This window comes from Legionella sp. (assembly GCF_047605385.1).
In the GTDB taxonomy this organism is placed as follows: domain Bacteria; phylum Pseudomonadota; class Gammaproteobacteria; order Legionellales; family Legionellaceae; genus Legionella.
On the sequence record NZ_JASGFU010000017.1, the window covers coordinates 1 to 26,352 of the forward strand.

Sequence of the window (26,352 nt, forward strand, 5' to 3'; positions counted from 1 at the left end):
GCGCGGTGGAGAGGGGAAGCCCGGTGAGCTCAATTAAATACCTGGGGAGTTACGAAAAAACTCATAAAACAGTCAATATCTGACACCATAACCACCAGTGGTACTAACCACCATAGCAGCCAAACCAATTCCACGTGGATCTGATGCCGCTGTTAATATATTGGCTCCTTTATCCCAAGTGATCGCTTGCATATCACCATAATATTGATTTAAAGGCATTAAATCATAACCCATGGCTTTAAGTGCATTCTGGATGACTGGTGAAAAAGTATCCGGCTCAAACTGCAGTACATCCGGCAAAAATTGATGATGGAATCGCATACCGGAAACCATACTAATAGCACCAAAATCTTCTTTAAAAATCAAGGAAGACAAAAGAACCATTGTAGCAATACGACTACCACCTGGTGTACCAAGAATTGCCACTCGATCAGGAGTTTCTAAAAAAGTGGGGGTCATGGTAGATACAGGCCGTCTTCCTGGCGCGATTGCATTTTTGTCAGTACCAACAATGCCAAACACGTTTGCTTCACCTACTTTTGCAGTAAAATCATCCATTTCATCATTCAATAACACTCCCGTTCCTTCAGCAACCACACTTGAGCCAAAAATAAAATTAACCGTCATCGTTGCCGCAACCCGATTACCTTCAGCATCAATAATTGACATATGTGTTGTGTTTGAAGGCTTACAATTCAGTGAGCCTGTGGCATTTAATACTTTACTAGGAATGGCCTTATTTTCAGGAATAAGCGAACTTAATTGCTTTGCATTATCCGCAGAAATTAATTTCTCTACAGGTACATCAACAAAATCAGGATCACCTAAGAACTCATCACGCTGCCAATAAGCCAAGCGCATGGATTCAACTACATAATGAATCCATTGCACTTTGGTCATCGTTGCCAAGGGATATTGCGAAAGAATATTTAACATGGTTAATAGAGCCACGCCTCCAGCAGATGGCGGTGGGGCTGTGATGATTAGCATATTTTGATATGCACCAATTAATGGCTCTCGAATTTTAATGCGGTATTGACTCAAATCAGCCAAAGTCCACTTTCCCCCAGCGGCATTAACGCTTTTAACTAATCGCTCAGCGATTTTACCTGCATAAAAACCTTGCTCCCCTTGTTCACTAAGAGCCTGTAAGGTATTTGCCAAATCAGTTTGTACTAAACGCTCACCAATTTGATAGGATCTGCCTTCTTTAAGAAATTGCGCTGCCGTTGCCGGATATTTTTTTATTTGCTCCAGGCGATCCCCCATATTGAGAAAGCGATTTAACTGCTTATCCACAAGAAAGCCTTTCCGAGCGAATTTAATTGCTGGGGCCAAAGTTGTGGCTAAAGGTAAGCGACCATAATTTCTAGCAAGGTAAACCAATGCTGCCGGCTGCCCAGGAATAGCAGCGGCCAACCCCCCATTTAAAGATAAACCAGGAATAATTTTTCCTTGAGCGTCTAAATACATGCCTTTTGTCGCAGCAAGAGGAGCTGTTTCACGTGCATCAACAAAAATGTTTTTATGGGTGCGTTCTTGATGCAGCAACCAAAAACTTCCTCCGCCCAAACCTGTATGATAAGGTTCTACCACCGCCAACACTGCAGCTGCCGCCACTGCCGCGTCAAAAGCATTACCTCCTTGTGCTAGAATTCCCAAAGCAGCGTTCGTTGCCAATGGATTTGCTGTAGCAACAGCATAACCTGGAGGATGAGTGGGTAACTGCCTGGGATAAGCACTATAGCAAGCCAAGAAACTACTAGAAATTACAATAACTTGCAATAAATATCGTAATTTTTGACTATACACTACCATTGTTTTTCTGTCTCATTTCGATTTCTTTGACAACACACGCTGGAACAAATTGTGAAATATCGCCATCTAATAAGGCTATTTCACGCACTAAAGTGGAAGAGATAAACATGACATGTTCTGAAGGTGTTAAAAATAGGGTTTCTACCCGTTTGTATAATTTACGATTCATACCCGCCAGTTGAAATTCATATTCAAAATCAGAAACAGCACGCAAGCCACGCAAAATGACATCTGCTTTTTGTTCTTGAACAAATTCGATTAATAAATTATCAAACCCCAAAACGGTAACCCCCGATAAATGTGCTACAGCTTCTTTGACTAATTTAATCCTTGTTTCTAAAGGAAAAAAAGGCTTTTTTGCTTTATTACTAGCAACGGCTACAATAACTTCTGGGAAAATAGTGGCAGCACGGCCTATAATATCTACATGACCATTGGTCACCGGATCAAAGGTTCCTGGATATATAGCTTTAGATTTCATACTTAGTTTAAGACTGATTATGTAGGCAAACAGTCTAGCGTATTATTAACCGAAAAACTACACGGACTTGAGGTGAACATGGATAACTTAAAACGTTTCATAATAATTCCAATCTGTTTATTAACTGCCTGTACCACAACCAGGCCAGTGATGGATCAACAAACACAACAATCTTTAGAAAAGCAACCGTTACTAAAACAACCTTTACTGAAACAATCTGAACCAACTACGGCTAATAAAGTAACTCCTGGAGAACAACATAAAGGACAAGCGAATACAGTTTCTTCATGGCAAATTCGTGGAGGAATGGCTGCAAAAAATAAATCAAAAGGTTGGTCTGCATCAATGAATTGGGTGCAAAATGGCCCAAGCTCCTATCATATTCGTTTAATGGGTCCCTTGGGAGCAGGTACAGTACTTATTGATAAAAAAGGAAGCACGATCTCTTATCAAGATGGGCCAAAGCGAATTACCTCCAACAACGCTGAAGAGTTATTACAGCGACAAACTGGCGTCCGACTTCCGGTAAATAACCTTTATTATTGGGTTAGAGGTTTGCCAGCACCTGGAAAAGTCAGCTCCGAACAACGTGACCAAAACAATAACTTAGTACAATTAAGGCAAAGTGGTTACACCATTACTTTTGGTAATTACACTTCAGTGAAAGGTATCGCTCTTCCAGGAATAGTACGTCTGGATGGCGATGGTTTAATGGTCAAGGTAATGATTAAAAACTGGTCTATTTAGAAAACGCATTAACTAAGGTCTGTTGACATGTCGTTTTAGGCATCAAAAAAAGTTCAAAAATGTTAACAGAGCCTACTCTATCATCAGGTTTTTGCTTATAAATTATACCAAATTTACAAGCAAAAACCTAATGGTGTATTTACTCCCAATCAAAATTAAAAAAATACAAAAAATTATTGCTTTCAAAGTTGACATGCACGTAAAACATCTGCAAAATACGCAGCACATCGCAGGGATAAAAGCTTTTTAATTACTTATTTAAAGTTTTTAAGAATCTGCAAATTTTTAGGGGTGTCGCCAAGCGGTAAGGCACAGGGTTTTGATCCCTGCATACCTAGGTTCGAATCCTAGCACCCCTGCCACATTCTTGTTGATTCACAAGTAAACAGACAGCAGAAGATAACCTGGAAGGATGCATTCTTGTTGGTGCTCAAATAATAATAATATTTTTTGGCTGTCTTCTGCTATGTGTTTAAGTTAACGATGACCCTAAATCTAAGGCTTTTTACACATGTCCACAATGATGATATTTACCGGTAATGCCAATCCGGAATTAGCTCAAAAGATTTCTGCACACTTACAATTGCCTATTGGCCAAGCGACTGTCGGTACCTTCAGTGACGGCGAAACTATGGTTGAGATTTTAGAAAATGTCCGAGGTAGGGACGTTTTCATTATTCAATCCACTTGCGCTCCATCCAATAATAACCTAATGGAACTTCTAACCATGGCAGATGCCTTGAGAAGATCTTCTGCAGCACGTATTACAGCAGTTGTTCCCTATTTTGGTTATGCGCGTCAAGATAGACGAGTTCGCTCAGCTCGTGTACCAATTACAGCAAAAATTGTTGCAGACATGATGGCCTCTGTAGGTATCTGTCGTGTATTGACTGTTGATTTACACGCAGATCAAATTCAGGGCTTTTTCTACATGCCTGTAGATAACGTCTATTCAACACCAATATTACTGGATGATATTAGCAAGCAAAATCTCGGCAACATTATGGTCGTATCACCTGACGTTGGTGGGGTTGTTAGAGCTCGCGCGGTTGCTAAACGTATTGAACATGCTGAATTAGCGATTATTGATAAGCGTCGTAGTGGCCCAAACAAATCAGAAGTCATGCATATCATTGGTGATCCTACTAATAAAAACTGCATTATTATTGATGATATTGTCGATACTGCGGGAACACTTTGTTCTGCTGCTCATGAGCTTAAGAAAAGTGGTGCTAAAACTGTTAGAGCCTATATTACGCACCCAGTTTTATCTGGCCCAGCTGTGAAGAACATCAAGAATTCAGGTCTTGATGAAGTAGTCATTACTGACACAATTCCTTTATCTGAAGAAGCACGCACTTGCGATAAAATTCGCGTTGTTAGCCTTTCTGATATGTTGGCACAAGCAATTAAACGCGTAAATGTAGAAGAATCCGTGAGTTCAATGTTTGCTGAATGATATTTTCTGATTTCTCATATTAGGCAACATATGTCTAATGCGAGAAATCAGATACTGCCCTTTGCCTTTATTCCTTATAGCGAACATTCATATTTTTTAAACACTACCTCCAACATAGCTCCTCAAAGAATTGAAATCACTACCTGAATTTGTATTCGACATTCATTCGATAATTATTTGACCTAAAAGAATTAGCAAAGTACAATAATGCATTTTAATTATCCAATCTGATTATAATAAAAAGAGAATTTATGAGTAAAAATGATGTATTACAGCATTTTCCAGTCGAGCGTTATAAAAGATTTTCGTATCGTGCAAACCTTCTATTTACCTTAAGTTTAGGTGTTTTTATTTTAGGTCTAAGCTATATAAGTGTTTTACCAATTACATGGGCTTTATGGCTCTCTACTACTTTTGTCTTTAATAATTTACTTTTAACTCCCCTCATGAGTATTGTTAATGCAAGCAATAACTTATATCATGAACGCAAAAAACTAAAATCCAGCATCATTTTAGCAAGTACCTTGCTTGCTGCTCTTACAGGAGGAATATTAGCCTTACTGATATTTAGCCAAATGCCAGTTCTAATGGGGTTATTGACAAATTTTATTAGTGCGACGCGCTCTCCATTGCTCATATCTATAGGAGCTATAGTTGGTAGTGTAGTGGCACACATGAGTAATAAACTCAGTCCTGCTCTTGGTATGGTTCTCGGAATTTTTATGATCTCACGATTACCCATACCCATTCCTTTAACGGTAGATGTAGTTTTTATTTCGATGGCTGCTTTTGCCTTTATTACTAATATTGCCGCAAAACAATGCATGCGACTCTATTATAAAATTCGTTATGGCCATACGAATGCCGATGGTTACAAGATCAACCTTTCTGAAACAGATCAGCAAGAATTTATTGACAAACAAGCTTCTCTTTTTAAAGTAACATCGGAACAATTTAAAACCTTAGTACAAGCATGCCAAACAAAAATTCATAAAATAAAAAATGAGACGGGTCTTTTAGATGAACTTTCTTGCCCAAAACAAACTAAAATCAACTCATTTAAAGATATCTATCATGGATTAATGAACCCTAAATGTACTAAGGAAGATGCTCAGTGCGTAAAGGAATTACTTAAAGTCAGTAGAACGACCCAAATAAAGAAACATACAGAAAATGAAAAGGTAGAAGATCTCAAACTATTTATGTTACTTACTTCAGATGCAGAACTTCGTTCAAATTTGCAAACCAGAATTCACTATCATCAAACAGCAATGGCTTTATCCGTACAGCCAGGTATTGAAGATGAACTTATTAGCCCGTTTATTTCTCCTCAAAGAAAATAGAGATGATTGGTATTATAATTGTAGGTGATAATAAATCTATTAATGCAATTATTTCTGAATTTAACAACAATCATCTCCTGGCAATTAATAGAGAATTATCTTTAAATCAAAGAGCTTGCTAAGCTGAACAGAGATTCAGTGACACCAATAACTCATGTGGATGCACGATATTCTCAACTTATCATTGCCGTTTTTGATGACTCAATTGTAGATGAAGAGGCAACATTCGCTCCTGAGAAATTTATACGTTTTTGTGATGTATACGAAAGAGCTGTATTCTTAATTAATGTAAATTATTCACTTTAGAGAGACGGTCTGTGACGGCCCCCATTTTATTCATTTGTTACTGTATACAAAAAAAGGAGCCTAAGCTCCCTCTTTTTTTAAAAAATTAATTAATCACGCGTACCAACATATTTATCATCAAAATAACGTCGCAGCTTAGTTCTCAATGTTCCACGACTAATTCCCAGCATAATTGCAGCACGTGACTGATTGTACTTACAGTGTTCCATTACTGCACGAAATAGAGGAGTCTCTATTTCTTCAAGCACAAACTGGTATAAGTCAACAGGATCAGTTCCCTTAAGCTCTGAAAAATATTTTTGTACTGAAAGTGTTACGCTCTCGGCTAGTGAAGCGGTAGTATCCCCAACTTCATTACTGATTGTTGTCATTATGATTAGCTCCTCCTTTTAAAAACAGTATAGTACCGAATCAAACAGTATCAGACAAGGGTAGAATTAAAAAAACCATGTTAAAAATCAACATTTAATACCCAGATCATAAAAAACTACTAATTCGAATTCCCTTTTTATATAAATCACAGCAGGCTACAGGAGCAGCCTGCCTTGCTATCACTTAGAACTTCAACATCGAAGAATCAAATGGTTTGCCATTAACAATAAATTTGCCCTGTTCCAGACTAACTTCAATTAAATAATCTGAACCTTGTGTGATAATTAAGCCATTTTGTTGCAATGCATTTAATTGCTTATCTGCTTGTATTGCTGCAAGTTGATCAATGCTAGGTGTAGTGGGCTGACTTCCTTGATTTGTAGTCGTTTGAGCTCCTTGTAATTGTTGAACCAAAGCGTTTTGGTAATCAGGCTGTCTTGCCATTTGTTGTACTACAGATTGTTGAACAAGAGATTTTACTGCTGCTGCAGGAACTTTCAACCTCGCTTTACCTTGAATTTTTTGCATTAATTCAAATGGATTCGCATTCTCCTGTTTAGGCAAAGATACAAAGAGATTGCCGTCAACTTGTCCCTCAGGTAAGGTTAAATTAAACTTAGAAATTTCAAATTCAGCACCCTTACTAAATAACTTGGGAATCTCTGGAAGTAAAGCAATAACCGCTTGCTGACGTTGCGCATCAGGTGCATTTTGCATTGCAGCAGCTTGCTGATTGATTTTTGCTAATACATCCGCATCAAGGTTTCTTATTGCTACTGCAAAATCTCCTGGACCATAAGTTTTTGCGTTAACTAAAATTGACTTAACACTTAAAGTCAAACTTGTACTAAACAAATGCTCCTTAATATCACTATCTGATTTAAAGACCAGATCCGTAATTGCAAATACTTTCTGTCCTTTATCAACACTACTAAAAGAAGGTAAATCAAAATTTGCACTGCCTAAATACAACCCTGAGTCGGTTTTATGCAAATTATACTCAGTTGATATTTGGCCTAAATTAAGAGTTGAATCACCTTTGCTTACATGTACACCATCTAAAGTTAAGGTACCATCAACTTTCTTCATTTCAGGCGACATGGTATTAGTTGCATTCATACCTAACCAATCAATCTGGCCATTGCCTTCTTTAGTAAATAACTTAAATTGAGGTACTTTCGCATCCAGAGTACTTTGATTGAAATAATTTACAAAAATACTCATATCCAATTGAGGCTTGGTAGATTCTTTTGAAAAAGTAGCATCAAATTGATCTTCATATTGTTTTGGAAATGGAAATACAGACTCTGCATAACCCAAACCGAAACGTACTCCATGATTGGTTAAGATAATTGGGCCATGATGAATAGTCAGTGGCATATCCATCTTGAAATCTTGTGAGGGAATTGACTGCGTTTGTCCATTAGCATCAGTTACGACACGAGCAGGAATATGTAATTGCCAATTAATTTTTGCCTCTGAACTAAACAAGCCTCGGTCGTACTTATCAATTTGCGCATGCAGTCCATTTGACTGATCCATTACTTCAATATTCTTTTTAATGGTTTTTTCAGTTAGAACACCCATACCATAGTATCCGCCTACAAGTAAAGCGGCCAGGATAATGACTAATCCTGCCAATTTTTTCATTCTGTTCTCCATGTTAGTGATACATTCGTAAAATTATAGAGTGAAGTATAACAGTAAATATTATAGTAGCGCGATATGATTTAAAGAGAAATAAAAACAAGAGGATGGGGAAGGAGATGCTCAGCCAAAAAACCAAGCATCAAGGTGAAAATTAAAACTATTTTACAGGTTTACAATAAGTTTCGTTAACAGCGAATGCTAAAATAAGGGCAATCAATGAACATATAGGTAATAGCTTTAAACCTGCCTGAAAATCAGAGAGTAATAGCGACTCTACATTAAAAGCACGCCCTCCTGAAACGATATCCACTAAATGACCAACTAACGGCTGTAATAATGCACCAACAAAAATCGAAATCATGTTGGTAAACGCAATTGAGGTACCCACAACGTTTCGGTGATGCAATTCAGTAGAAACTGCATAAGCAATGGCTACACCTGTATTTGTTAGACCAAAAACAAAGAAAATAAAATAAGTCCAATTTTGTGTGAGATTGGGGCTAAATACAAATATAGAAGTCAATATAATGCCTGAAAGTGCAGAAAAAATCATCAGTGGCTTACGACGGCCTATACGATCAGAAATCCAACCAGAGATAGGACCGCTAATTCCCCAACCAATGAAAATCAATCCTGTCGCAAAAGCAGCAGCATGCGCTCCTAATCCACGGCCAAATTGTAAGTAAGCAGGGCCTATTGCCTCACCGATCACAGCCGTCGGGCCAAATAAAAAGCCCGCATACAAAGCATTAATCCAGGTCTGTTTGCATGAAAGAATAACTTTTAAACTTTCAAGAATACTCAGTCTATTCACTGGATGCACATTACTACTATGCCCTTCTGGAGTATCCTGGATAAATTGATAGAGTAACCCTGCCAAGGCAATGAAAAGAAAAGCAATAATCAACATACTATGACGCCAGCCCACATTGCTCACCAGGAAAGATACAGGTGCTTCACCTGCTGCAGCCCCTAGCATTCCCAAAGATTGAGTTAAGCCAGCAAGCAAGCCAAGCATGGTTGGTGGAAACCAGGAAGTAGCCAAACGTAAAGAACAAACAAAAGCAAACGCGGCGCTAAAACCAATCAACATACGGCCAATGGATCCCATTAATAGCCCATCAGCTAAACCAAAAACACAGCAGCCAAATGCAGTAATTAAAGACATCACCGTTAATAACCCACGGATACTGATTCGATCCACAGTTAAACCTACAGGAATTTGCATGAAAATATAAGGTACATAGAAAGATGCGGTCAAAATGCCAAATTCAGCTTCATTAATACCAAAATCGATTTGTAAATAACGATGCATTACGCCTGGTGCAACTCGTGCCATATAATCTGAAAAATAAAAAGCAGCAGCAAGCCCCCATATCAACCATGCATATTCTAAATGGCTCTTACGGTTGCCTGTTGTTGACTCATTTACTTTATTCATAAAATCTCTACTTACAGAAAGCCCTAATTTGCTTTGTTTTATGAGCTCAGTCAAAAATTATTGCCAGCCACTGGTACATCAATAAAAACAAAACTCCATTTGCCATATTTATTTAAAAAATGACCAATAAATCGACAAGATCAACATTACATTATACTGTTGCTGACACTTATTTCAACATATAGTTTGATTTCATTAATCAAAATAGTCAGTTATAATTCTCTTTTTTACTTTGTTCAATCTTTTTATTATGAATGCACTGGATCAAGCAATTAAAGAAGCCTTTAAGACTGCGGGAAATACCAAAGAAGCGAATAAGGCTTATATTGAATTCATTAAAGCCAATTTTATTATTCCTATAGAACGTACATCTGCTGAAAAAGAACCACAAGTTTTATTTTTACAGGAACAAAATGAAATTTTTCTGCCTGTCTTTACAAAAATGAGTTACCTGGATGCATGGGCAGGTCAAATTACTCAAGAAATCAATATTCTTAAACTATCAGGGGTAGATTTAATTAAAGGAATTGGAGAAAACGTGACTGTTTGCCTCAATATTGGAAGTGATACCTATAAAGAATTTAATGCCTCTGAAATTGCCAGAATGCGCTCTTTAGTATTAAAATTTTTCAAAGACTAAGTAACGAATGATGTCAACACATTGAATTTGTTAGGCTTTGGCCATGCGTTGCTCTATGAGCAATTAATAATTCATTAATCTGCGCTCCTTCTGTAGTGTTTTGTTGCACTAAATCAAGAGGATTCTGAGAATAGCTATCACTAATATTTACATTAATATTTGGATTTTCCAATAATTGTTTAACCACGCTCAACTTATTCAATGCAACAGCATAGTGTAAGGCACTTCTATGTTCATCATCTGTTGCATTAATCTCAGAGCCACAATTAAGTAATTCTGCAACAACATCAGCATTATTTGCAATAGATGCCAAGATTAATGGGTTTTGATGATGTATATCAAATGAATCCTTGGAGCAAAATTTTAAGCAACTTTTTACCATCTCTCTATCACTATATAAGGCTGCATAATGCAGTGCATTACGTCCTTTGGCATCCGTTAATTTTTCTACTCCATCAACTCTTATCAGTGAATTAACACAATGATGCTGGCCATTTAAAATGGCTGCATGTATAGGGTAATGTATTGAATTATTTGCAATAAAAGCAAGCTCTTTTGTCTGCTCTTCAGAAAGTAGGCTATCAATCAATTGGTCATACCCGTTTAGGGACATAATATGCAAAATTGTATCGCCAGATTCATTTCTTTCATTCAAAATATTATCAAAATAAGGACTAAGCAAGATGTAAATTGATTGTTTATTGATTTTCATTTGCTCATCATGATCGATGGGGAGTGCTAATGTAACAAACAAAATAGGAGCACCTTTATTATTTTTTTCTTTAGGATTGGCTCCTAGAGATAATAATGTTTCCGTAGTATGTAAATGACCTCTAACCGCGGATAAAAGAAGTAATGTCACTCCATTTACTTTACTATTTACTTGCATTGCGGACGGGTTGAGTGCTTTTAAATAGATGTTTAATCCAGAGTCAACAATAACTTGTAACGATGTTTTCTCTTCAAAAAGAGAAACTGGAGCAGTTAAATTATCCACTAGCACATTTGGTTTAATATACTCAAGAAAATCTGTGGCTAGATCCTTATAAAAATCCAAACGCTCCTGAAGAGCTCCTTGAAAATGAATATCTGTACTTATTGTATTCTCACACCAATGGATTAACTTTTCTAAATCTTGATTTGATGAAGAAGATTTTATATCCAGCTCTCTACAAAGTTCCTCAAAGGTCGTTACCATAATTAGCTCCAAATAAAAAAGGCATCAATCCATCATGTTATTATAAATATATGTCCAAAATTATTAAAAAACAATCAATGATGTTCTTTTTCAACCCTTTCTGATCTATAATTATGCTTATGAACTACGCAAGGAATTCATATGGTTAAAAATTTACTTCAAGAGCCTAAAATACGGCCTCCTAAAAAGATAAAATTTGATGAACTTTCAAAAGCATATGATAATTTAGGCTTACCTCCTCTTCATTATAATAAATTTCGAGAAGACATCAATAAAGCTATAAATGAATTTAACTCTGCCAAAGATTCCAGCACCAAGAAGGCTGCATTAATCAAAATGCAACAAGCCATAGATTATGTTGATTTATATACACCACCAAATATTTTAGTTAAAGCAAAAAAATTTCATACTGTAAAAGGAGATTTATTTACTCAGATAAAAAAAGCTTTTACTGAAAATAATGTCAATACTATGTTAAAAGTCGGAAGTGCCGATATTCCTATTGCCCATATCCTCTCTGATATGTCACCTAAAAAAGCTGACAAATTAATGAGTATTTTACACAAAGACATGCCCTCACAAAAAAACAGAATTCAACAAGATTTGATAGAATTATATGATCCTAAAGATATCTCTGTAGAAGCCAATCAATGGAGAGAGTTTCTAAACAAACATTCAATTGAGTTTCTAGGAGGTGCTAATTCCAGGAATTATAAAATTATAAATATTGATCCTACTGACCCAAATTATGGAAATGCTAAAGTTCTAAAAATAGATAATCGTCTTGAAATGCCAAGAAATGTAGAGCAACATTTACGGGATGCTCTTGGAGATGTTTTCATTCCTATTTATGCTGCTCGTCAAGTTAGAGGAACAGATGATAAAGGGGCTCTCGCATCCAGAACATTACTTGTAACCGATCTATGTACTTCAGGTTCAGCAAACGAGCATAGTAAAAAAATTAGAGAAAAAGGACAAGAGGAAACATTTAGAGAGTGCAGTGATATTATGCGTCAAATGGCTCAGGTATTTATGGATATTCAAAAAGCCAATTGTTGCTTCCCAGATTCCAAGTTAACTAATTGGTTGGTGGATGGCAATGGGAAAATTCGCTTGGCTGATACAAAAAGTTTTGTATTTACTAGTAAGAACGGGATATATAGCCACACAATTCCTGGAAATGAACATGTTTGGGTAATGAGGACACCTGGATTTAGGCCCCAAGAAATTAATAATCAAATTAATAATCCGTCATTTAATGCGAAACAGTTACACTCTTCTCTTTTAGGGCGCAATATATATACATACCTTACAGGGGATTGGCCCGATAAAATTGATTTAAACAAGCCAATATTTCAAACTGATATTGGTAAAGAATATAAGCGACTTATAGAACAGCTTATCCAAGATCCTCCTGACTCCAGAATGAGTATGAAAGATGCTGATAATAAACTCCAACAATTATCTCTTCTTTCTAATTCGGAATATAAAAAAATATGTGATAGAGCAAGAAATTTAAGTCTTGATTTAAAAATTTCATTACGCTCTCTCGTGGATAAGAGCATTGAGACAGATAAGAAAACAGGTATAAGTCAAAGTGATACATTGGCAAAAATTAGTGATTCATTAGATAAATTGGAAGAAAGTGTTAATCAATGTGCGCAAAAAATGCAACAAATTAGTGCAATTAAAGTGAACAGCCAACCGGTTATCACTATCGAGAATCTGGCAAGAGAAAGATATCTAGCAGTACTTGGTGCAACCTCAATAAATGATTTGAAATTCAAGTTGGATAAATTTTCTTCAAATGTAGAACAAAATCAAGTTAAGTTAACAGAATATAAAAAAATTTCTGAGAAATGCGATGAACTAATAAACAAAATAAATTCCTCAAAATTTTCCGATAATAAATATATTACTTCTCTACCACCACTTCAAAGAGAAAAGCCTGTAACAAATAGCATTACCTCAATAGATGTTTTAAAAGGCAAAATGCAACGATTTACAGAAAATTTACAAAAACATCTGGCCATAGCTGATAAACTTTCTGAATATGAAATGCTGCAAAAGAGTTTAAATGCTTTAAAAGTAGGTAAGAACGATAAAGAAATGGATAAGTTTCTAGATGCCTGTAATAAAGCGGTAACTAAAAACACAAACATCGATGAACAATTGAAAAACATAACCACTCAAGTTAATAAAATGCAACGAATTCTTACTGGTTTAAATTCTCCAGAAAACCAAGAGATAAAAGCAATTATAGATAAATTTGATAAAAAAAGCAGTTGGCATACCATCGGTATGCACAGAAAAGCACGCAAAATTGAATTTGCTTTGGCAAACGTGCCTATAGAAGAAAGAGCTCAATTATTACAATCTAAAGATGCGCGCATCACATCTGTATTTGAGGCTATTGCTTCTCATAGGATATCTTTCTTTACACAGACTAAGAATGATAAAGGTCAAATAAAAGAAGCCAACGCAGCTACTTCGTTTAAAGAATTTAAAACAAAATTTAAAGATCCAATGACACAAAGAGAAGATGTAGAATGTGAGAAAGAAAAAGATACTGCGCCTAAATTTAAATAATGCTATCTAGACTACATCTAACCAAGAGAGGTGGTCTTAAAAAACCGGCATCTTGAATGAGACACAGCCGAGGAATAGTGCCCGCATCATACTGCGCTAATACGGAACACTTTTTCCTCTTCTTAAGCAACAAGCTCAAATAGTTGATAACCTACGATTGCTGAAGCGGCAATAGCACCACTAATTTCAATCACCAATGATAAGAAACCATGCTTTTGGCAATATTGTTTATCATTAGCAGCAATCTCTTTAGCTATTGGAGCCTCATCAGTAACATAAGTGCTCATCTCAAATAAAGGCTCATCACCTGATAATGCGTCCCACCAGCCTTCCAACCAATGTTCGGCTTCTTGAGATCCTGCTGGAAAGGGGTTATCTTCTTCAGCCGCATAGGCTAAAGCAGATTCATACCCTGCCGCATAGCTTTCTTCGTAATTTGGATGCTCAATGTTAAAGTGTAATTTGATATATGGTAGTAAGGCTGTAGTGTCGTTCATGTTTGTACCCTCAATTATGTAGCTTTTCTATATTTACTCAATTCAACTGCATTACTCCAAATTGTATTATAATTAAAATTAAGTGCCGTTTTGATAATTATTTAAACACTTAAATCAATTTTACGACTTTAAAATACAGCCAACTTCCAAACTAAAAACATTTACTAATTTTTCACAATTTAGATTAGCACTTTAGATCTCATTTCCCTTTTATGATTTCTGCTTATATAGATGCAATTAGCAGGCCAAGCTTGATAATTATATTAATTTTATTTTTAACCTATTGAATTTTAATGAATTATATTTTTAAAAACATATAATGGTTATGGTATAAACTTATTTTTTAGATTTTATTTTGCGCACCACGTTTTTGTAATGAACTGCAATAATTAAGTAACAAAATTATTTACAGGCAAAAATTTCAATGTAGGCGGCAATTATTGCCGTTAAGGTGCCAAACGATGATGATGCCACTGTCCATCTGTATAGAAATATTTAATTCTATCATGTAAACGATTATCTCTACCCTGCCAAAATTCAATTTCTTCAGGGATCACCCTATAACCACCCCAAAACTCAGGTCGCACTACAGGCTTTTTACCATGCTTTTGAATTAAGTCATTTAGAACTTTTTCTAAAAATTCACGGTTAGGAATTTCTCGACTTTGTGGCGAAGCAATAGCACTAAATTGGCTTTTGACTGGACGTGAAGCAAAATAAAGATCTGATTGAATTTCACTAACGAGACGCACAGTTCCACGTATACGAATTTGTCTTGCCATGTGCGGCCAATAGAAATTCAAGGCAGCATAAGGATTTTTTTGTAGTTGTACTGATTTTACACTTTGATAATTGGTATAAAAAATAAAACTTCCACCTTCAAGTCCTTTCAATAAAACAACTCGTGAATCAGGATATCCATTCTCATCCACGGTCGATAAAACCATGGCCGTGGGATCATGAGTCTCATTCTTTAATACATCCTGAAACCATAATTGAAATTGCGTTAAGGGATCACTTGGAAGCGACTCATCATTGAGTTTTAGTTCACCATAATCGCGTCTAATATCGGCAATACTTCTAAAATTCGTCATGAAATACCTTCAACAATATGAATAACTTCCTTTGCGCATTTACTACTTATTAAGCTAAGCATGTGCCTGGACCACTGCCATTAAATTAAAATATTTATTGTCATCCCCGCGAAGGCGGGAACGACAAAATTACAGAAGCACCGAAAAAGAAGCTATTTTTTGATTACCATCCGGTTACTTCGGCAACAGCATCACCTAAATCTGCTGGAGAACGAACTGTTTTTACACCAGCAGCTTCCAAAGCAGCATATTTTTCTGCCGCAGTACCTTTACCACCAGAAATAATCGCACCAGCATGCCCCATACGCTTACCCGCGGGAGCAGTAACTCCGGCAATATAAGAAACAACTGGCTTTTTAACATGTGCTTTAATGTATTGCGCAGCTTCTTCTTCTGCAGAACCACCAATTTCACCCACCATAATAATGGCTTTCGTTTGTGGATCTTTTTCAAATAAAGCTAACGCATCAATAAAACTTGTTCCTGGAATTGGGTCACCACCAATACCGATACAGGTACTTTGGCCAAAGCCTTTATCAGTAGTTTGTTTTACTGCCTCATAAGTCAAAGTGCCAGAACGTGAAACAATACCTACTTTACCCGGTAAATGAATTGAACCAGGCATAATTCCAATTTTGCACTCACCAGGAGTAATAATACCTGGGCAGTTAGGACCAATTAAACGAGCTTGGGTATTTTTTTCCAGATATACTTTAACATCAAGCATATCTAATACTGGAACACCTTCAGTAATACAAACGATTAATTTAATTCCAGCATCAGCAGCTTCAATAATTGAGTCTTTACAAAAAGGAGCAGGAACATAAATAACGCTGGCATCTGCTTGGGTTACTTCTACTGCATCGCGCATCGTATTAAATACTGGCAGTCCCAGATGAGTTTGCCCACCTTTACCTGGGGTCACCCCTCCAACCATAAGCGTTCCATATTCAATAGCTTGCTCTGAATGATAAGTACCTTGCTTGCCAGTAAAACCTTGACAAAGAACTTTGGTTTGTTTATCAACTAATACACTCATTGTTAACCTCGAAATTTAGTTTAAAGCCCTGCTCATTGCCAGGGCAATCGCTCTACAGCAATAATTAATTAAGCAACAGCCGACACAATTTTCTTCGCTGCATCAGTTAAGCTGGTTGCAGCAATAACGTTTAAATCGCTCTTATTTAGAATTTCCGCGCCTAATTGAGCATTATTACCCTCAAGTCGAACCACTACCGGGATTTTTACATCCACTTCTTTCACTGCAGCAAGAATACCATCTGCAATAAGGTCGCAACGAACAATACCACCAAAGATATTCACTAAAATACCTTTTACTTTATCATCAGATAAAATAATTTTGAGTGCTTCACTAACACGTTCTTTAGTAGCACCACCACCTACATCCAGAAAATTTGCAGGCTCGCCACCATGCAATTTGATCACATCCATAGTTGCCATTGCTAAACCAGCGCCATTTACCATACAACCAATAGTACCGTCTAATGGAATGTAGTTTAATTCCCAGTCGCTTGCGCGATTTTCACGCTCATCTTCCTGAGAAGTATCACGCATGCTTTTTAGCTTGGGTTGACGATATAAAGCATTACCATCGACGTTAATTTTACCATCGAGGCATAATAATTGGCCGGATTTAGTAACCACTAATGGGTTAATTTCCAATAAGCTTAAATCACAGTCTACAAACATTTTGCCTAAGCAAACCATGAGTTGCGAAAATTGTTTGATTTGATGTTCATCTAACCCCAATTTAAATCCTATTTCACGTGCTTGGTAAGGCATAACACCTAATAATGGATCCACAATGACTTTGTAAATTTTCTCAGGAGTTTTTTCGGCAACTTTTTCAATTTCAACACCACCTTCGGTAGATGCCATGATCACTACACGACGAGTTGCTCTGTCTACTACGGCTCCTAAATATAGCTCTCTGCCAATATCACAAGTTTCTTCAATTAATACTGCATTTACTGGCTGCCCGTGAGCATCTGTTTGATAGGTTACCAAACGAGTACCTAATAAAGCTTTAACTGCTGCAGCCAATTCATCTTTATTAGAAACTAACTTAACACCACCTGCTTTTCCGCGGCCACCAGCGTGAACTTGTGCTTTAACAACCCAACGTGAAGTGGATAATTGGGAAGCAACTTGAAGTGCATCATCAACGTTATAAGCTACTTCACCACGTGGAACTGGTAAATTGTAGCTAGCAAATAACTGTTTGGCTTGGTATTCATGTAAATTCATTGCAATTACCTTTCTAAAAAGCAAGATCCATAACTACGGGCCTTGCGGTTAATTGTGATTATTAAACATTAAGTAAAAGACGAGCCGGATCTTCTAATAATTCTTTAACACTCACTAAAAACTGTACTGAATCTTTACCATCAATTAAGCGATGGTCATAAGATAAGGCGACATACATCATCGGGCGAATCACAATTTCGCCTTTCTCTACGATAGGTCGGTCTTCAATCTTGTGCATGCCCAAGATACCAGTTTGTGGTGGGTTAATAATCGGTGTAGCTAATAAGGAACCGAAAACACCACCATTCGTAATGGTAAATGTTCCACCTTGCATTTCTTCCATAGACAATTTACCTTGTCTGGCACGTCCAGCAGCATCGTTAATTGCTAGCTCAATTTCCGCCATGCTCATTTGATCGGCATCACGAATCACAGGAACAACAAGACCACGTTCTGTAGATACGGCAATACCAATATCGTAATAGCCATGATAAACAACATCTTGCCCATCAATCGAAGCATTGACCGCTGGAAAGCGTTTTAATGACTCGACCACCGCTTTGGTAAAAAATGACATAAAACCAAGTTTAACACCGTGCTTTTTCTCAAAATTGTCTTTATATTGCACACGCATGTCCATAACTGCTTTTAGGTTTACTTCATTAAAAGTAGTTAACATAGCTGCATTATGCTGTGCTTCAAGTAAACGCTCGGCAATTTTAGCCCTTAAACGAGTCATAGGTACGCGACGCTCTTCACGTGTCCCCATTGCCGCTACAGGAACAGTAGTAGATGTGCTGGCTTTTGTAGATTTTTCTCTGCCAGATTCAATATAAGAAATTACATCTTCTTTAGTAATACGACCTTCTTTGCCAGAACCTTGAATTTGCCCTGGATGCAAATCATGCTCAGCCATCATACGGCGTACTACAGGACTAGTCGATTTTTCCTCTTTAGCACTCACCACATCGGTATTTGCTGCTTTTTCTTCTTTTGCCGTGGGAGCAGCAGCTTCAGTAATTTTTGCAAGTAATTGGCCAGAGGTTACCGTGTCGCCAGCTTCAAATAAAATTTCAGCAAGCACGCCATCAGCTGGCGCGGGAACTTCAAGAACTACTTTATCGGTTTCTAAATCCAGTAAATTCTCATCACGAGTAACTTTATCACCCACTTTTTTATGCCATGCAGCTACCGTTGCATCAGCGACTGACTCAGGCAGTACAGGTACTTTGACTTCAATCGACATGGTTATACCTTCTTATTTTGTATGTATTATTAATTTGTTTTGAGCACTCTTTCAGGAGGGAGCGCTCGCTTATTTATCCAATAAAGCTTGCTCAACTAAAGCAAGTTGTTGCTGAGCATGCAACGCAGGATTTCCCACTGCAGGGGCTGCAGCAAATTCACGTCCGGCATACCGCAATGTTTGTTCTGAACGCAAGCAGTCTTTCATATTGTGCTGAGAGGAGAACCAAACGCCTTGATTTTTTGGTTCTTCTTGACACCAAACAACATCTTTCGCATTAGGATATTTATTTATCTCTGTGGTCAGCGCTTTTTTAGGAAATGGATACATTTGCTCAATACGAATAATGGCAATCTGATCCAATTTTTTATCACGACGCATCTGCAGCAAGTCATAATATACTTTTCCACCACACAACACCACTTTTGTAACTTTTTGCGCATCCAAAGCATCGATTTCAGGAATAATTGTATGGAATTTTCCTTTGAATAAATCATCCAAAGGCGATACTGCCAATTTATGACGTAATAAACTCTTTGGCGTCATCACAATAAGTGGTTTACGGAAGTTACGGATTACTTGTCGGCGTAACAAGTGGAATATTTGCGCGGGTGTTGTCGGCGTACATACTTGAATATTATGTTGTGCACAAAGTTGCATGAAACGTTCTAAACGAGCAGAAGAATGCTCTGGCCCTTGGCCTTCATAGCCATGAGGCAACAACATTACTAAACCACATAAACGTCCCCATTTTTGTTCGCCTGAACTGATGAATTGGTCAATAACCACCTGGGCACCATTAGCGAAATCACCAAATTGTGCTTCCCACAGTACTAAGAAATTAGGTTCCGATGAGGCATAACCGTATTCAAATGCAAGAACTGCTTCTTCGGAAAGAACAGAATCGATCACAGTAAATGGGCGCTTGGCTTCATTTTTAATATGTTCTAAAGGAATGAATATTTCGCCATTTTTTACATCATGAAGTACCGCATGACGGTGGGCAAAAGTACCACGACCACAGTCTTGTCCTGATAAACGAACTCCATAACCTTCATCAAGTAAACTTGCATAAGCCATTATTTCCGCATACCCCCAGTTCATGGGTAATTCTCCTGCAGTCATTTTGTCACGCTCGTTTAATAAACGCTGTACTACCGGATGCAGATTAAAATCTTTGGGTAATTCATTTAATTGCTTCGCTAATTTCTGTAACATTGCTTTGGTAATGGTAGTATCTGCTTTATCGGTCCATTTAGCACCAACGTAAGGAGTCCAATCCATAGAAAACTTACCATCGTAATCCCCATGCACCAGATCAACAACGGCTTGACCTTTATCCAAAGTATCACGATATGCCTCAACCATTTGCTCTGCATCTTTGCTCGTAATCAATCCTTGCTGGATTAGTTGATCCGCGTAAATTTCACGCAAAGTACGCATGGATTTAATTTTTTTATACATTTCTGGTTGAGTAACCGCTGGTTCATCAGCTTCATTATGGCCATGGCGACGGTAACATACTAAATCAATCACTACATCGCGATTAAAACGCATACGGTATTCAAAAGCAATTTGCGTTGCAAACACAACTGCTTCTGGATCATCGCCATTCACATGCAATACGGGTGCACCAACCATTTTAGCCACGTCAGTACAATACATCGTTGAACGCGCATCTAATGGATTACTGGTGGTAAATCCAATTTGATTATTAATAACAATATGAACCGTACCGCCAGTAGAATAGCCACGCGCTTGTGAAAAGTTAAAAGTTTCCATCACCACACCTTGACCTGCAAATGCAGCATCACCATGGATAACGATGGGAACTACAGAATCTTTTTTCACCAAATCATTACGACGGCGTAAACGCGCACGCACAGAGCCTTCAACAACAGGGCCAATGATTTCTAAGTGGGATGGATTAAAAGCAAGCGCTAAATGAAGTACAGAACCTGTTTCAGTTCGGATGTCAGATGAGAATCCTAAATGGTATTTCACATCACCCGTACGCTCTAATTTAATTTTACCTTCAAACTCTTGAAATAATTGGTTTGGTTCTTTACCTAAGACGTTTACTAAGACGTTTAAACGACCACGGTGTGCCATACCAATAATTAATTCTTTAACATGATCTTTGCCTGCGCAGTTAATGATTTCCTTCATCATCGGAATTAAGGAATCACCACCTTCGAGCGAGAAACGTTTTTGTCCAACATAACGTGTACCTAAATAACGCTCTAAGCCATCAGCAGCAATCAAGTCTTTTAAAATCGCTAATTTCTTGGTATTGCTAAAACGGCCTCGACCACGTGCCTCTTCCATTTTTTTTTGCAACCAGGTTGTTTCATCCACATCAGAAATGTGCATGTATTCAATACCAATACTACCACAATAAGTTTCGCGTAGTGATTCATCAATTTCACCTAAAGGCATTTCTGGACCATCAAATGAAGTTCCAGCAAAAAACTTACGATTCTTATCCACATTATTTAATTGATGATACCCCAAATCCAAATTAGGTACTGGGGGACGCTTGGTCATCTCTAAAGGATCTAATTTCGCAGCCAAATGACCTAATGCTCTAAAATCATTAATTAAACTTGCCACTTGATATTGCTGACTATCACCGGAGTGAACGCTCTGAACAGCTTTTTTATCTGCATTATGTAAAAAATAGTCACGGATATCGCGGTGAGACAATTCTTGAGAAGCACCATCTACCTTAGGTAAGGAATCAAAAACTTCTCTCCAATCGGCAGGGACCGAATTAGGATCAACTAGATAGTCTTCATAAAGACCATCAACGTACGCCATACTTCCACCAGACAAATAGGAAGAAGCCCACTCATTTTGCAGATTGGAACTGCTCATTATCTTTTCTCCAAAGGGTGTAGCTACAACGGATAAGTAATGCATTGCTCAATGAAACACCACTTATCCAGAGGTGCCCAATGATTTTACTAAGTTTCTTGTCTCAACATTTGCGTGCGAATTTCTGCAATTGCTTTTGTCGGATTGAGTCCTTTCGGACAAACATTCGTACAATTCATAATGGTACGACAACGAAAAACACTAAACGGATCTTGCAGTTTTTCTAAACGATGATCCGTCGCCGTATCGCGACTGTCTGCTAAAAATCTTCTTGCTTGTAATAATCCTGCTGGACCAACAAATTTTTCTGGATTCCACCAGAAAGAAGGACAGGAGCTAGTACAGCACGCACATAAAATACATTCGTACAAACCATCAAGCTGAGCACGTTCTTCTGGTGATTGTAGACGTTCTTGTGCTGGTGCTACTTGATCATTTTGTAAATAAGGCTCAATCCGCTCGTATTGTTGATAAAATTGCGACATATCGACAACCAAATCGCGAATTACCGGAAAACCTGGCAAAGGACGAATCACGATTTTGTCTGTTTTTATCTCGGAAACATGAGTAATACATGCCAAACCATTCGTGCCATTAATATTCATACCATCAGAACCACATACACCTTCACGACAAGATCGTCGGTAAGTAATTGAAGGATCTTGCTCTGCTTTTAACCGCTCTAAGAGCACCAAAAGCATTGGGTCACTTTTAGCCGGTATCGCCAATTCATAATCTTTCATGTAGGGCTTGGCATCCACTTCAGGATTATAGCGATAAATTGATATGGTCAAATTTCTATCATCTGCCATGAGATATATCCTCTTTAGTAAACGCGTTCTTTCGGCTCAAACGGCGCGACATATTTGGGTGATGTATTGACTGGACGAAAATCAATTTTTTCACCTTCCTCAAAATATAATGTGTGCTTAATCCAGTTGGCATCATCGCGCTTAGGATAATCTTCACGGCTATGAGCACCACGGCTTTCCGTACGTGCAATCGCGGAATGTGCAGTAGCATAAGCAGTAGCCATCAAGTTATCTAATTCTAAGGCACCTACTCTCTCGGTGTTAAACACATGGCTTTTATCCTCTAATTTGGCATGCTTTAAGCGTTCACGTAATGCTTGCAAACGATTTAAACCTGACTCCATTACTTCACCAGTACGAAATACCCCAAAATCCTCTTGCATGACACGTTGCATTTCTGCACGGATCACGGCAATACTTTCCCCTTCAGTAGAATCATTCCAACGATTAAAACGGGTCAAGGATGCAGCAACATCATCATCACTGATGTATGCGAGGTCTGGTAATTCATGAGCTTGCCATAATTCTTCTACATGAATTCCGGCTGCACGCCCAAAAACAACTAGATCTAACAATGAGTTACCACCTAAACGGTTCGCACCATGAACAGAGACACAAGCACATTCACCCACAGCATATAAGCCTTGAACAAAATGTTCTTTACCACCAGTCTTGGTAACCACTTGCCCGTACATGTTCGTTGGAATTCCACCCATACTGTAATGGCAGGTAGGTACTACTGGAATAGGCTCAACAATTGGATCAACACCAGCAAACTTGATTGATAATTCACGAATACCTGGTAAACGTGATTTAATCAAATCCGCACCTAAATGATCCAGTTTCAATTTCACATAGTCGATACCACCTGGGTCAAAACCTTTACCGGCACGCATTTCCAAAGCCATTGAACGAGCAACCACATCTCGCGAAGCTAAATCTTTAGCGCGTGGGGCGTAACGCTCCATGAAACGCTCACCGTCTTTATTAATTAAATAACCACCCTCACCACGGCAGCCTTCAGTAACTAAAGTACCTGCTTCTGAAATTCCAGTTGGGTGAAATTGCCACATTTCCATATCTTGCAAGGGAATGCCAGCTCTGAGCGCCATACCAAAACCATCACCGGTATTAATAAAAGCATTGGTTGTTGATTGATAAATACGACCTGCGCCACCAGTTGCCAAAATACAGATACGAGACTGAAAGAATACCACTTCTCCCGTTTCAATACTCATGGCTGTTACACCCGCAATATGACCTTCAGCACTTTTAACCAAATCAATTGCATACCATTCGCTAAAAACATGAGTTTTAGCTTTTAAGTTTTGTTGATACAAAGTATGCAATAAGGCATGGCCTGTACGGTCTGCAGCAGCACAAGTACGTGCTGCTTGCTCACCACCAAAATTTTTTGACTGTCCACCGAATTGGCGTTGGTAAATTTTACCATCGTCAGTACGCGAAAATGGCAAACCCATATGCTCTAACTCGTAAACAGTTTCTGGACCAGTTTTACATAGATACTCAATACTATCCTGGTCACCAATATAGTCAGCGCCTTTGACCGTATCATACATATGCCAACGCCAATCGTCCTCATGTGCATTTCCTAAGGCACAAGTAATCCCGCCTTGAGCAGATACTGTATGAGAACGTGTTGGAAAAACTTTTGATAAAAGTGCCACTTTTAAACCAGATTTAGCTAACTGTAATGCAGCGCGCATTCCCGCACCGCCAGCACCGATAATGACTGCATCAAATGAATTACGTGCAATAGCCATGCTTACCGCCCCCAAAGGATCATGAAGCCCCAAATTAATTGAACCAGGAGCCATAAAAGAACTGCCATTTGTACTGATATACGTAACACAGTACACTTTATATAATCAGTAGTTACTGTCCAAATCCCTATCCACGCATGTAAAATCAGCGCTAATAAGGCAATTGCAGTAGCAATCTGAATTAGAGGATGAGCAAATAAGGCATGCCATTGCTCATAGCCCAATCCGGGGTGAGATAATAAATATCCCAATATAAAAAAAGTGTATGCTGCAAAAAATACCGCCGTAACTCGTTGAACTAACCAATCTTTTAACCCGTTACCTGTTAAGCTGGTGATATTTGTTACCATATCCACAATCCTAGAAAAATTGTCAAAATTACGGCAAGAACAATCACTAACACAGCACTACGCCGACCAGCACAAAGATGCTCACCAAATCCCATATCCATTATCATATGCCGAATACCGGCTAACACATGATAAATCAATGCCGCACCAAAGGCCCATAAGATTAACTTGTAACATGAATGAGCTAATAAATCTTTCATATGCGCAAAAGATTCTTCAGACTGCACTGATTGACCAAAAATAAACAACATTATTGGCAACAATAAGAATAAAATCACCCCTGAAATCCTGTGCAATATCGAGGCAATTGCCATAGGGGGATATTTTAAACTACCCAAATCAAGATTTACGGGTCTTTTCTTGTTCACTGTTAGTTTCTTCCTTAGATTAGAAAAGTTATAAAATAACGCACAATTGCGAAGTATAGCACTCTGTTTTTATGACGCAAGATTTACTCATAATGACTGGAAAAATTACGCATTAAATGCGCAAAATTCAAACTAATCAACAAATTTTGCGCGATTTTTTAACATTTTTAATTGTTCTTTGAATAAGGGAATTTACTTTTTGGGCAATGAATATTCATTTTAAATGCAGTCCTAATTTGCTTTCATAGTGTGAACTAGGAATACCTCACGATAAAAATAATCATTTTTAGTCCCAGACTTATTAATTTTTAACATTATGAATGTTATAGTGACTTTCTTCTTAAGACTACGAGGAATTTTAATGTCTCAAACATACTATGAAATTTTAGAAGTTGAGGTATCTGCAAGTAACAAAGAAATAGACGCTGCTTATAACAAATTAGCGGTTGAATATTATAATAATTCTCATGACAAAGAAGCTGAAGAAAAATTCATGCAACTTAGCTTAGCTTATTACCATTTGCGAGATGAAAAAAGTCGAGAAAAGTATGATGAGCAACTTGGTTTAACCTTCCATTTTACTTCCAGAGTCAAAATAGCGGTAAGACCAATGCTAACTTTTTTTAGTCCTTATGACTCTAAGTCTGAATTTTTTAAAGGGTGTGCTAGACCAGTTACAGATACTTTGGAAAACGGCTTTCTGACCTTAAGCCATGCTTTGGCAGCAACAACCTATACAGCAATGATAGGAATGACGATAATGTTTGATTCTGATCCTGACAGTAATATAAAACATATTGCTGACGGTATTTCAAACACTTCTTACCATCTTGCTCTTACACTAGTTCATGGTGTTCTTACAGTTTTATCTCCTTTCACGGCTGCAGGTTCTTTGATTAGCCGTTCAGCATGCACGCTTTTTCACGCAGAAGAAGCTGAGCTTGAAGAACCTTGGGATGATCCCAATGACGAAATTTACATACCTCGTGAACGTTCAATGTCAAAATGATCT

22 protein-coding genes and 1 tRNA gene are annotated in these 26,352 nt (G+C 37.7%); 7 read left to right on the plus strand and 16 right to left on the minus strand.

The window, feature by feature from the left end:
• Nucleotides 1-72: 72 nt before the first annotated feature.
• On the minus strand, nucleotides 73-1,818 hold the full coding sequence (gene ggt, locus QM652_RS05690) for a gamma-glutamyltransferase (RefSeq protein WP_415073719.1): 1,746 nt from the start codon (nucleotides 1,816-1,818) through the stop codon (nucleotides 73-75).
• Nucleotides 1,805-2,299: a pantetheine-phosphate adenylyltransferase gene (gene coaD / locus QM652_RS05695; protein WP_415073721.1), complete on the minus strand. Its 495-nt coding sequence runs from the start codon at nucleotides 2,297-2,299 to the stop codon at nucleotides 1,805-1,807. The genes ggt and coaD overlap by 14 nt, the downstream gene beginning before the upstream one ends.
• A 78-nt stretch (nucleotides 2,300-2,377) precedes the next feature.
• On the opposite strand from coaD, the gene lolB reads away from it, so the two are divergent.
• From lolB to QM652_RS05715, 4 genes are all read left to right on the plus strand, one after another.
• Nucleotides 2,378-3,046, plus strand: coding sequence for a lipoprotein insertase outer membrane protein LolB (lolB, locus tag QM652_RS05700; RefSeq protein ID WP_415073723.1), 669 nt, complete (start codon nucleotides 2,378-2,380; stop codon nucleotides 3,044-3,046).
• 287 nt (nucleotides 3,047-3,333) lie between these two features.
• Nucleotides 3,334-3,408: transfer RNA gene (locus QM652_RS05705), tRNA-Gln, on the plus strand.
• A 149-nt stretch (nucleotides 3,409-3,557) separates the two neighbouring features.
• Complete coding sequence (locus QM652_RS05710; protein WP_415073725.1) at nucleotides 3,558-4,505, plus strand: ribose-phosphate pyrophosphokinase; 948 nt, start codon at nucleotides 3,558-3,560, stop codon at nucleotides 4,503-4,505.
• A gap of 251 nt (nucleotides 4,506-4,756) precedes the next feature.
• Nucleotides 4,757-5,848 carry a hypothetical protein gene (locus tag QM652_RS05715; protein ID WP_415073727.1) on the plus strand — a complete coding sequence of 364 codons (1,092 nt, stop codon included), beginning with the start codon at nucleotides 4,757-4,759 and terminating at the stop codon, nucleotides 5,846-5,848.
• A 395-nt stretch (nucleotides 5,849-6,243) separates the two neighbouring features.
• Here the strand turns inward: QM652_RS05715 and QM652_RS05720 are convergent, their stop codons facing one another.
• The 3 genes from QM652_RS05720 to QM652_RS05730 all read right to left on the minus strand — a co-directional run bounded on the left by QM652_RS05720 (nucleotide 6,244) and on the right by QM652_RS05730 (nucleotide 9,617).
• Nucleotides 6,244-6,525 carry a helix-turn-helix domain-containing protein gene (locus QM652_RS05720; protein ID WP_415073729.1) on the minus strand — a complete coding sequence of 94 codons (282 nt, stop codon included), beginning with the start codon at nucleotides 6,523-6,525 and terminating at the stop codon, nucleotides 6,244-6,246.
• Between the two features lie 184 nt (nucleotides 6,526-6,709).
• A complete protein-coding gene (locus tag QM652_RS05725; RefSeq protein WP_415073731.1) occupies nucleotides 6,710-8,176 on the minus strand; it encodes a YdgA family protein in 1,467 nt (488 codons plus the stop codon).
• Between the two features lie 157 nt (nucleotides 8,177-8,333).
• On the minus strand, nucleotides 8,334-9,617 hold the full coding sequence (locus QM652_RS05730; RefSeq protein ID WP_415073733.1) for an MFS transporter: 1,284 nt from the start codon (nucleotides 9,615-9,617) through the stop codon (nucleotides 8,334-8,336).
• Between the two features lie 250 nt (nucleotides 9,618-9,867).
• Here QM652_RS05730 and QM652_RS05735 point away from each other — a divergent pair, with 250 nt between their 5' ends.
• A complete protein-coding gene (locus tag QM652_RS05735; protein WP_415073735.1) occupies nucleotides 9,868-10,257 on the plus strand; it encodes an SseB family protein in 390 nt (129 codons plus the stop codon).
• Nucleotides 10,258-10,270: 13 nt separating this feature from the next.
• On the opposite strand, the gene QM652_RS05740 is transcribed toward QM652_RS05735, so the two are convergent.
• Complete coding sequence (locus QM652_RS05740) at nucleotides 10,271-11,455, minus strand: ankyrin repeat domain-containing protein (RefSeq protein ID WP_415073737.1); 1,185 nt, start codon at nucleotides 11,453-11,455, stop codon at nucleotides 10,271-10,273.
• Nucleotides 11,456-11,596: 141 nt separating this feature from the next.
• On the opposite strand from QM652_RS05740, the gene QM652_RS05745 reads away from it, so the two are divergent.
• Complete coding sequence (locus QM652_RS05745; protein WP_415073739.1) at nucleotides 11,597-14,044, plus strand: hypothetical protein; 2,448 nt, start codon at nucleotides 11,597-11,599, stop codon at nucleotides 14,042-14,044.
• 122 nt (nucleotides 14,045-14,166) lie between these two features.
• On the opposite strand, the gene QM652_RS05750 is transcribed toward QM652_RS05745, so the two are convergent.
• The 10 genes from QM652_RS05750 to sdhC form a co-directional block, all read right to left on the minus strand.
• Entirely contained in the window at nucleotides 14,167-14,541 is a 375-nt protein-coding gene (locus QM652_RS05750; RefSeq protein WP_415073741.1) for a transmission trait enhancer LetE, read from the minus strand.
• A gap of 446 nt (nucleotides 14,542-14,987) precedes the next feature.
• Entirely contained in the window at nucleotides 14,988-15,635 is a 648-nt protein-coding gene (gene pdxH / locus QM652_RS05755; protein WP_415073743.1) for a pyridoxamine 5'-phosphate oxidase, read from the minus strand.
• A 163-nt stretch (nucleotides 15,636-15,798) separates the two neighbouring features.
• On the minus strand, nucleotides 15,799-16,674 hold the full coding sequence (sucD, locus tag QM652_RS05760) for a succinate--CoA ligase subunit alpha (protein ID WP_415073745.1): 876 nt from the start codon (nucleotides 16,672-16,674) through the stop codon (nucleotides 15,799-15,801).
• 68 nt (nucleotides 16,675-16,742) lie between these two features.
• The gene (sucC, locus tag QM652_RS05765; protein WP_415073747.1) at nucleotides 16,743-17,903 is read right to left on the minus strand and encodes an ADP-forming succinate--CoA ligase subunit beta; all 1,161 of its coding nucleotides are present in this window, start codon (nucleotides 17,901-17,903) and stop codon (nucleotides 16,743-16,745) included.
• 61 nt (nucleotides 17,904-17,964) lie between these two features.
• A complete protein-coding gene (gene odhB / locus QM652_RS05770; protein WP_415073749.1) occupies nucleotides 17,965-19,149 on the minus strand; it encodes a 2-oxoglutarate dehydrogenase complex dihydrolipoyllysine-residue succinyltransferase in 1,185 nt (394 codons plus the stop codon).
• Nucleotides 19,150-19,218: 69 nt separating this feature from the next.
• Nucleotides 19,219-22,026, minus strand: a complete 2,808-nt coding sequence (locus tag QM652_RS05775; protein WP_415073751.1) for a 2-oxoglutarate dehydrogenase E1 component — start codon at nucleotides 22,024-22,026, stop codon at nucleotides 19,219-19,221.
• A gap of 89 nt (nucleotides 22,027-22,115) precedes the next feature.
• Entirely contained in the window at nucleotides 22,116-22,838 is a 723-nt protein-coding gene (locus QM652_RS05780; protein WP_415073753.1) for a succinate dehydrogenase iron-sulfur subunit, read from the minus strand.
• A 14-nt stretch (nucleotides 22,839-22,852) separates the two neighbouring features.
• Nucleotides 22,853-24,622, minus strand: a complete 1,770-nt coding sequence (gene sdhA, locus QM652_RS05785; protein ID WP_415073797.1) for a succinate dehydrogenase flavoprotein subunit — start codon at nucleotides 24,620-24,622, stop codon at nucleotides 22,853-22,855.
• 2 nt (nucleotides 24,623-24,624) lie between these two features.
• The gene (gene sdhD, locus QM652_RS05790) at nucleotides 24,625-24,972 is read right to left on the minus strand and encodes a succinate dehydrogenase, hydrophobic membrane anchor protein (protein ID WP_415073755.1); all 348 of its coding nucleotides are present in this window, start codon (nucleotides 24,970-24,972) and stop codon (nucleotides 24,625-24,627) included.
• Complete coding sequence (gene sdhC, locus QM652_RS05795) at nucleotides 24,966-25,340, minus strand: succinate dehydrogenase, cytochrome b556 subunit (protein WP_415073757.1); 375 nt, start codon at nucleotides 25,338-25,340, stop codon at nucleotides 24,966-24,968. The genes sdhD and sdhC overlap by 7 nt, the downstream gene beginning before the upstream one ends.
• 361 nt (nucleotides 25,341-25,701) lie before the next feature.
• On the opposite strand from sdhC, the gene QM652_RS05800 reads away from it, so the two are divergent.
• Nucleotides 25,702-26,349 (plus strand): J domain-containing protein, encoded by a 648-nt coding sequence (locus QM652_RS05800; protein ID WP_415073759.1) that lies wholly within the window; start codon nucleotides 25,702-25,704, stop codon nucleotides 26,347-26,349.
• Nucleotides 26,350-26,352 lie beyond the last annotated feature (3 nt).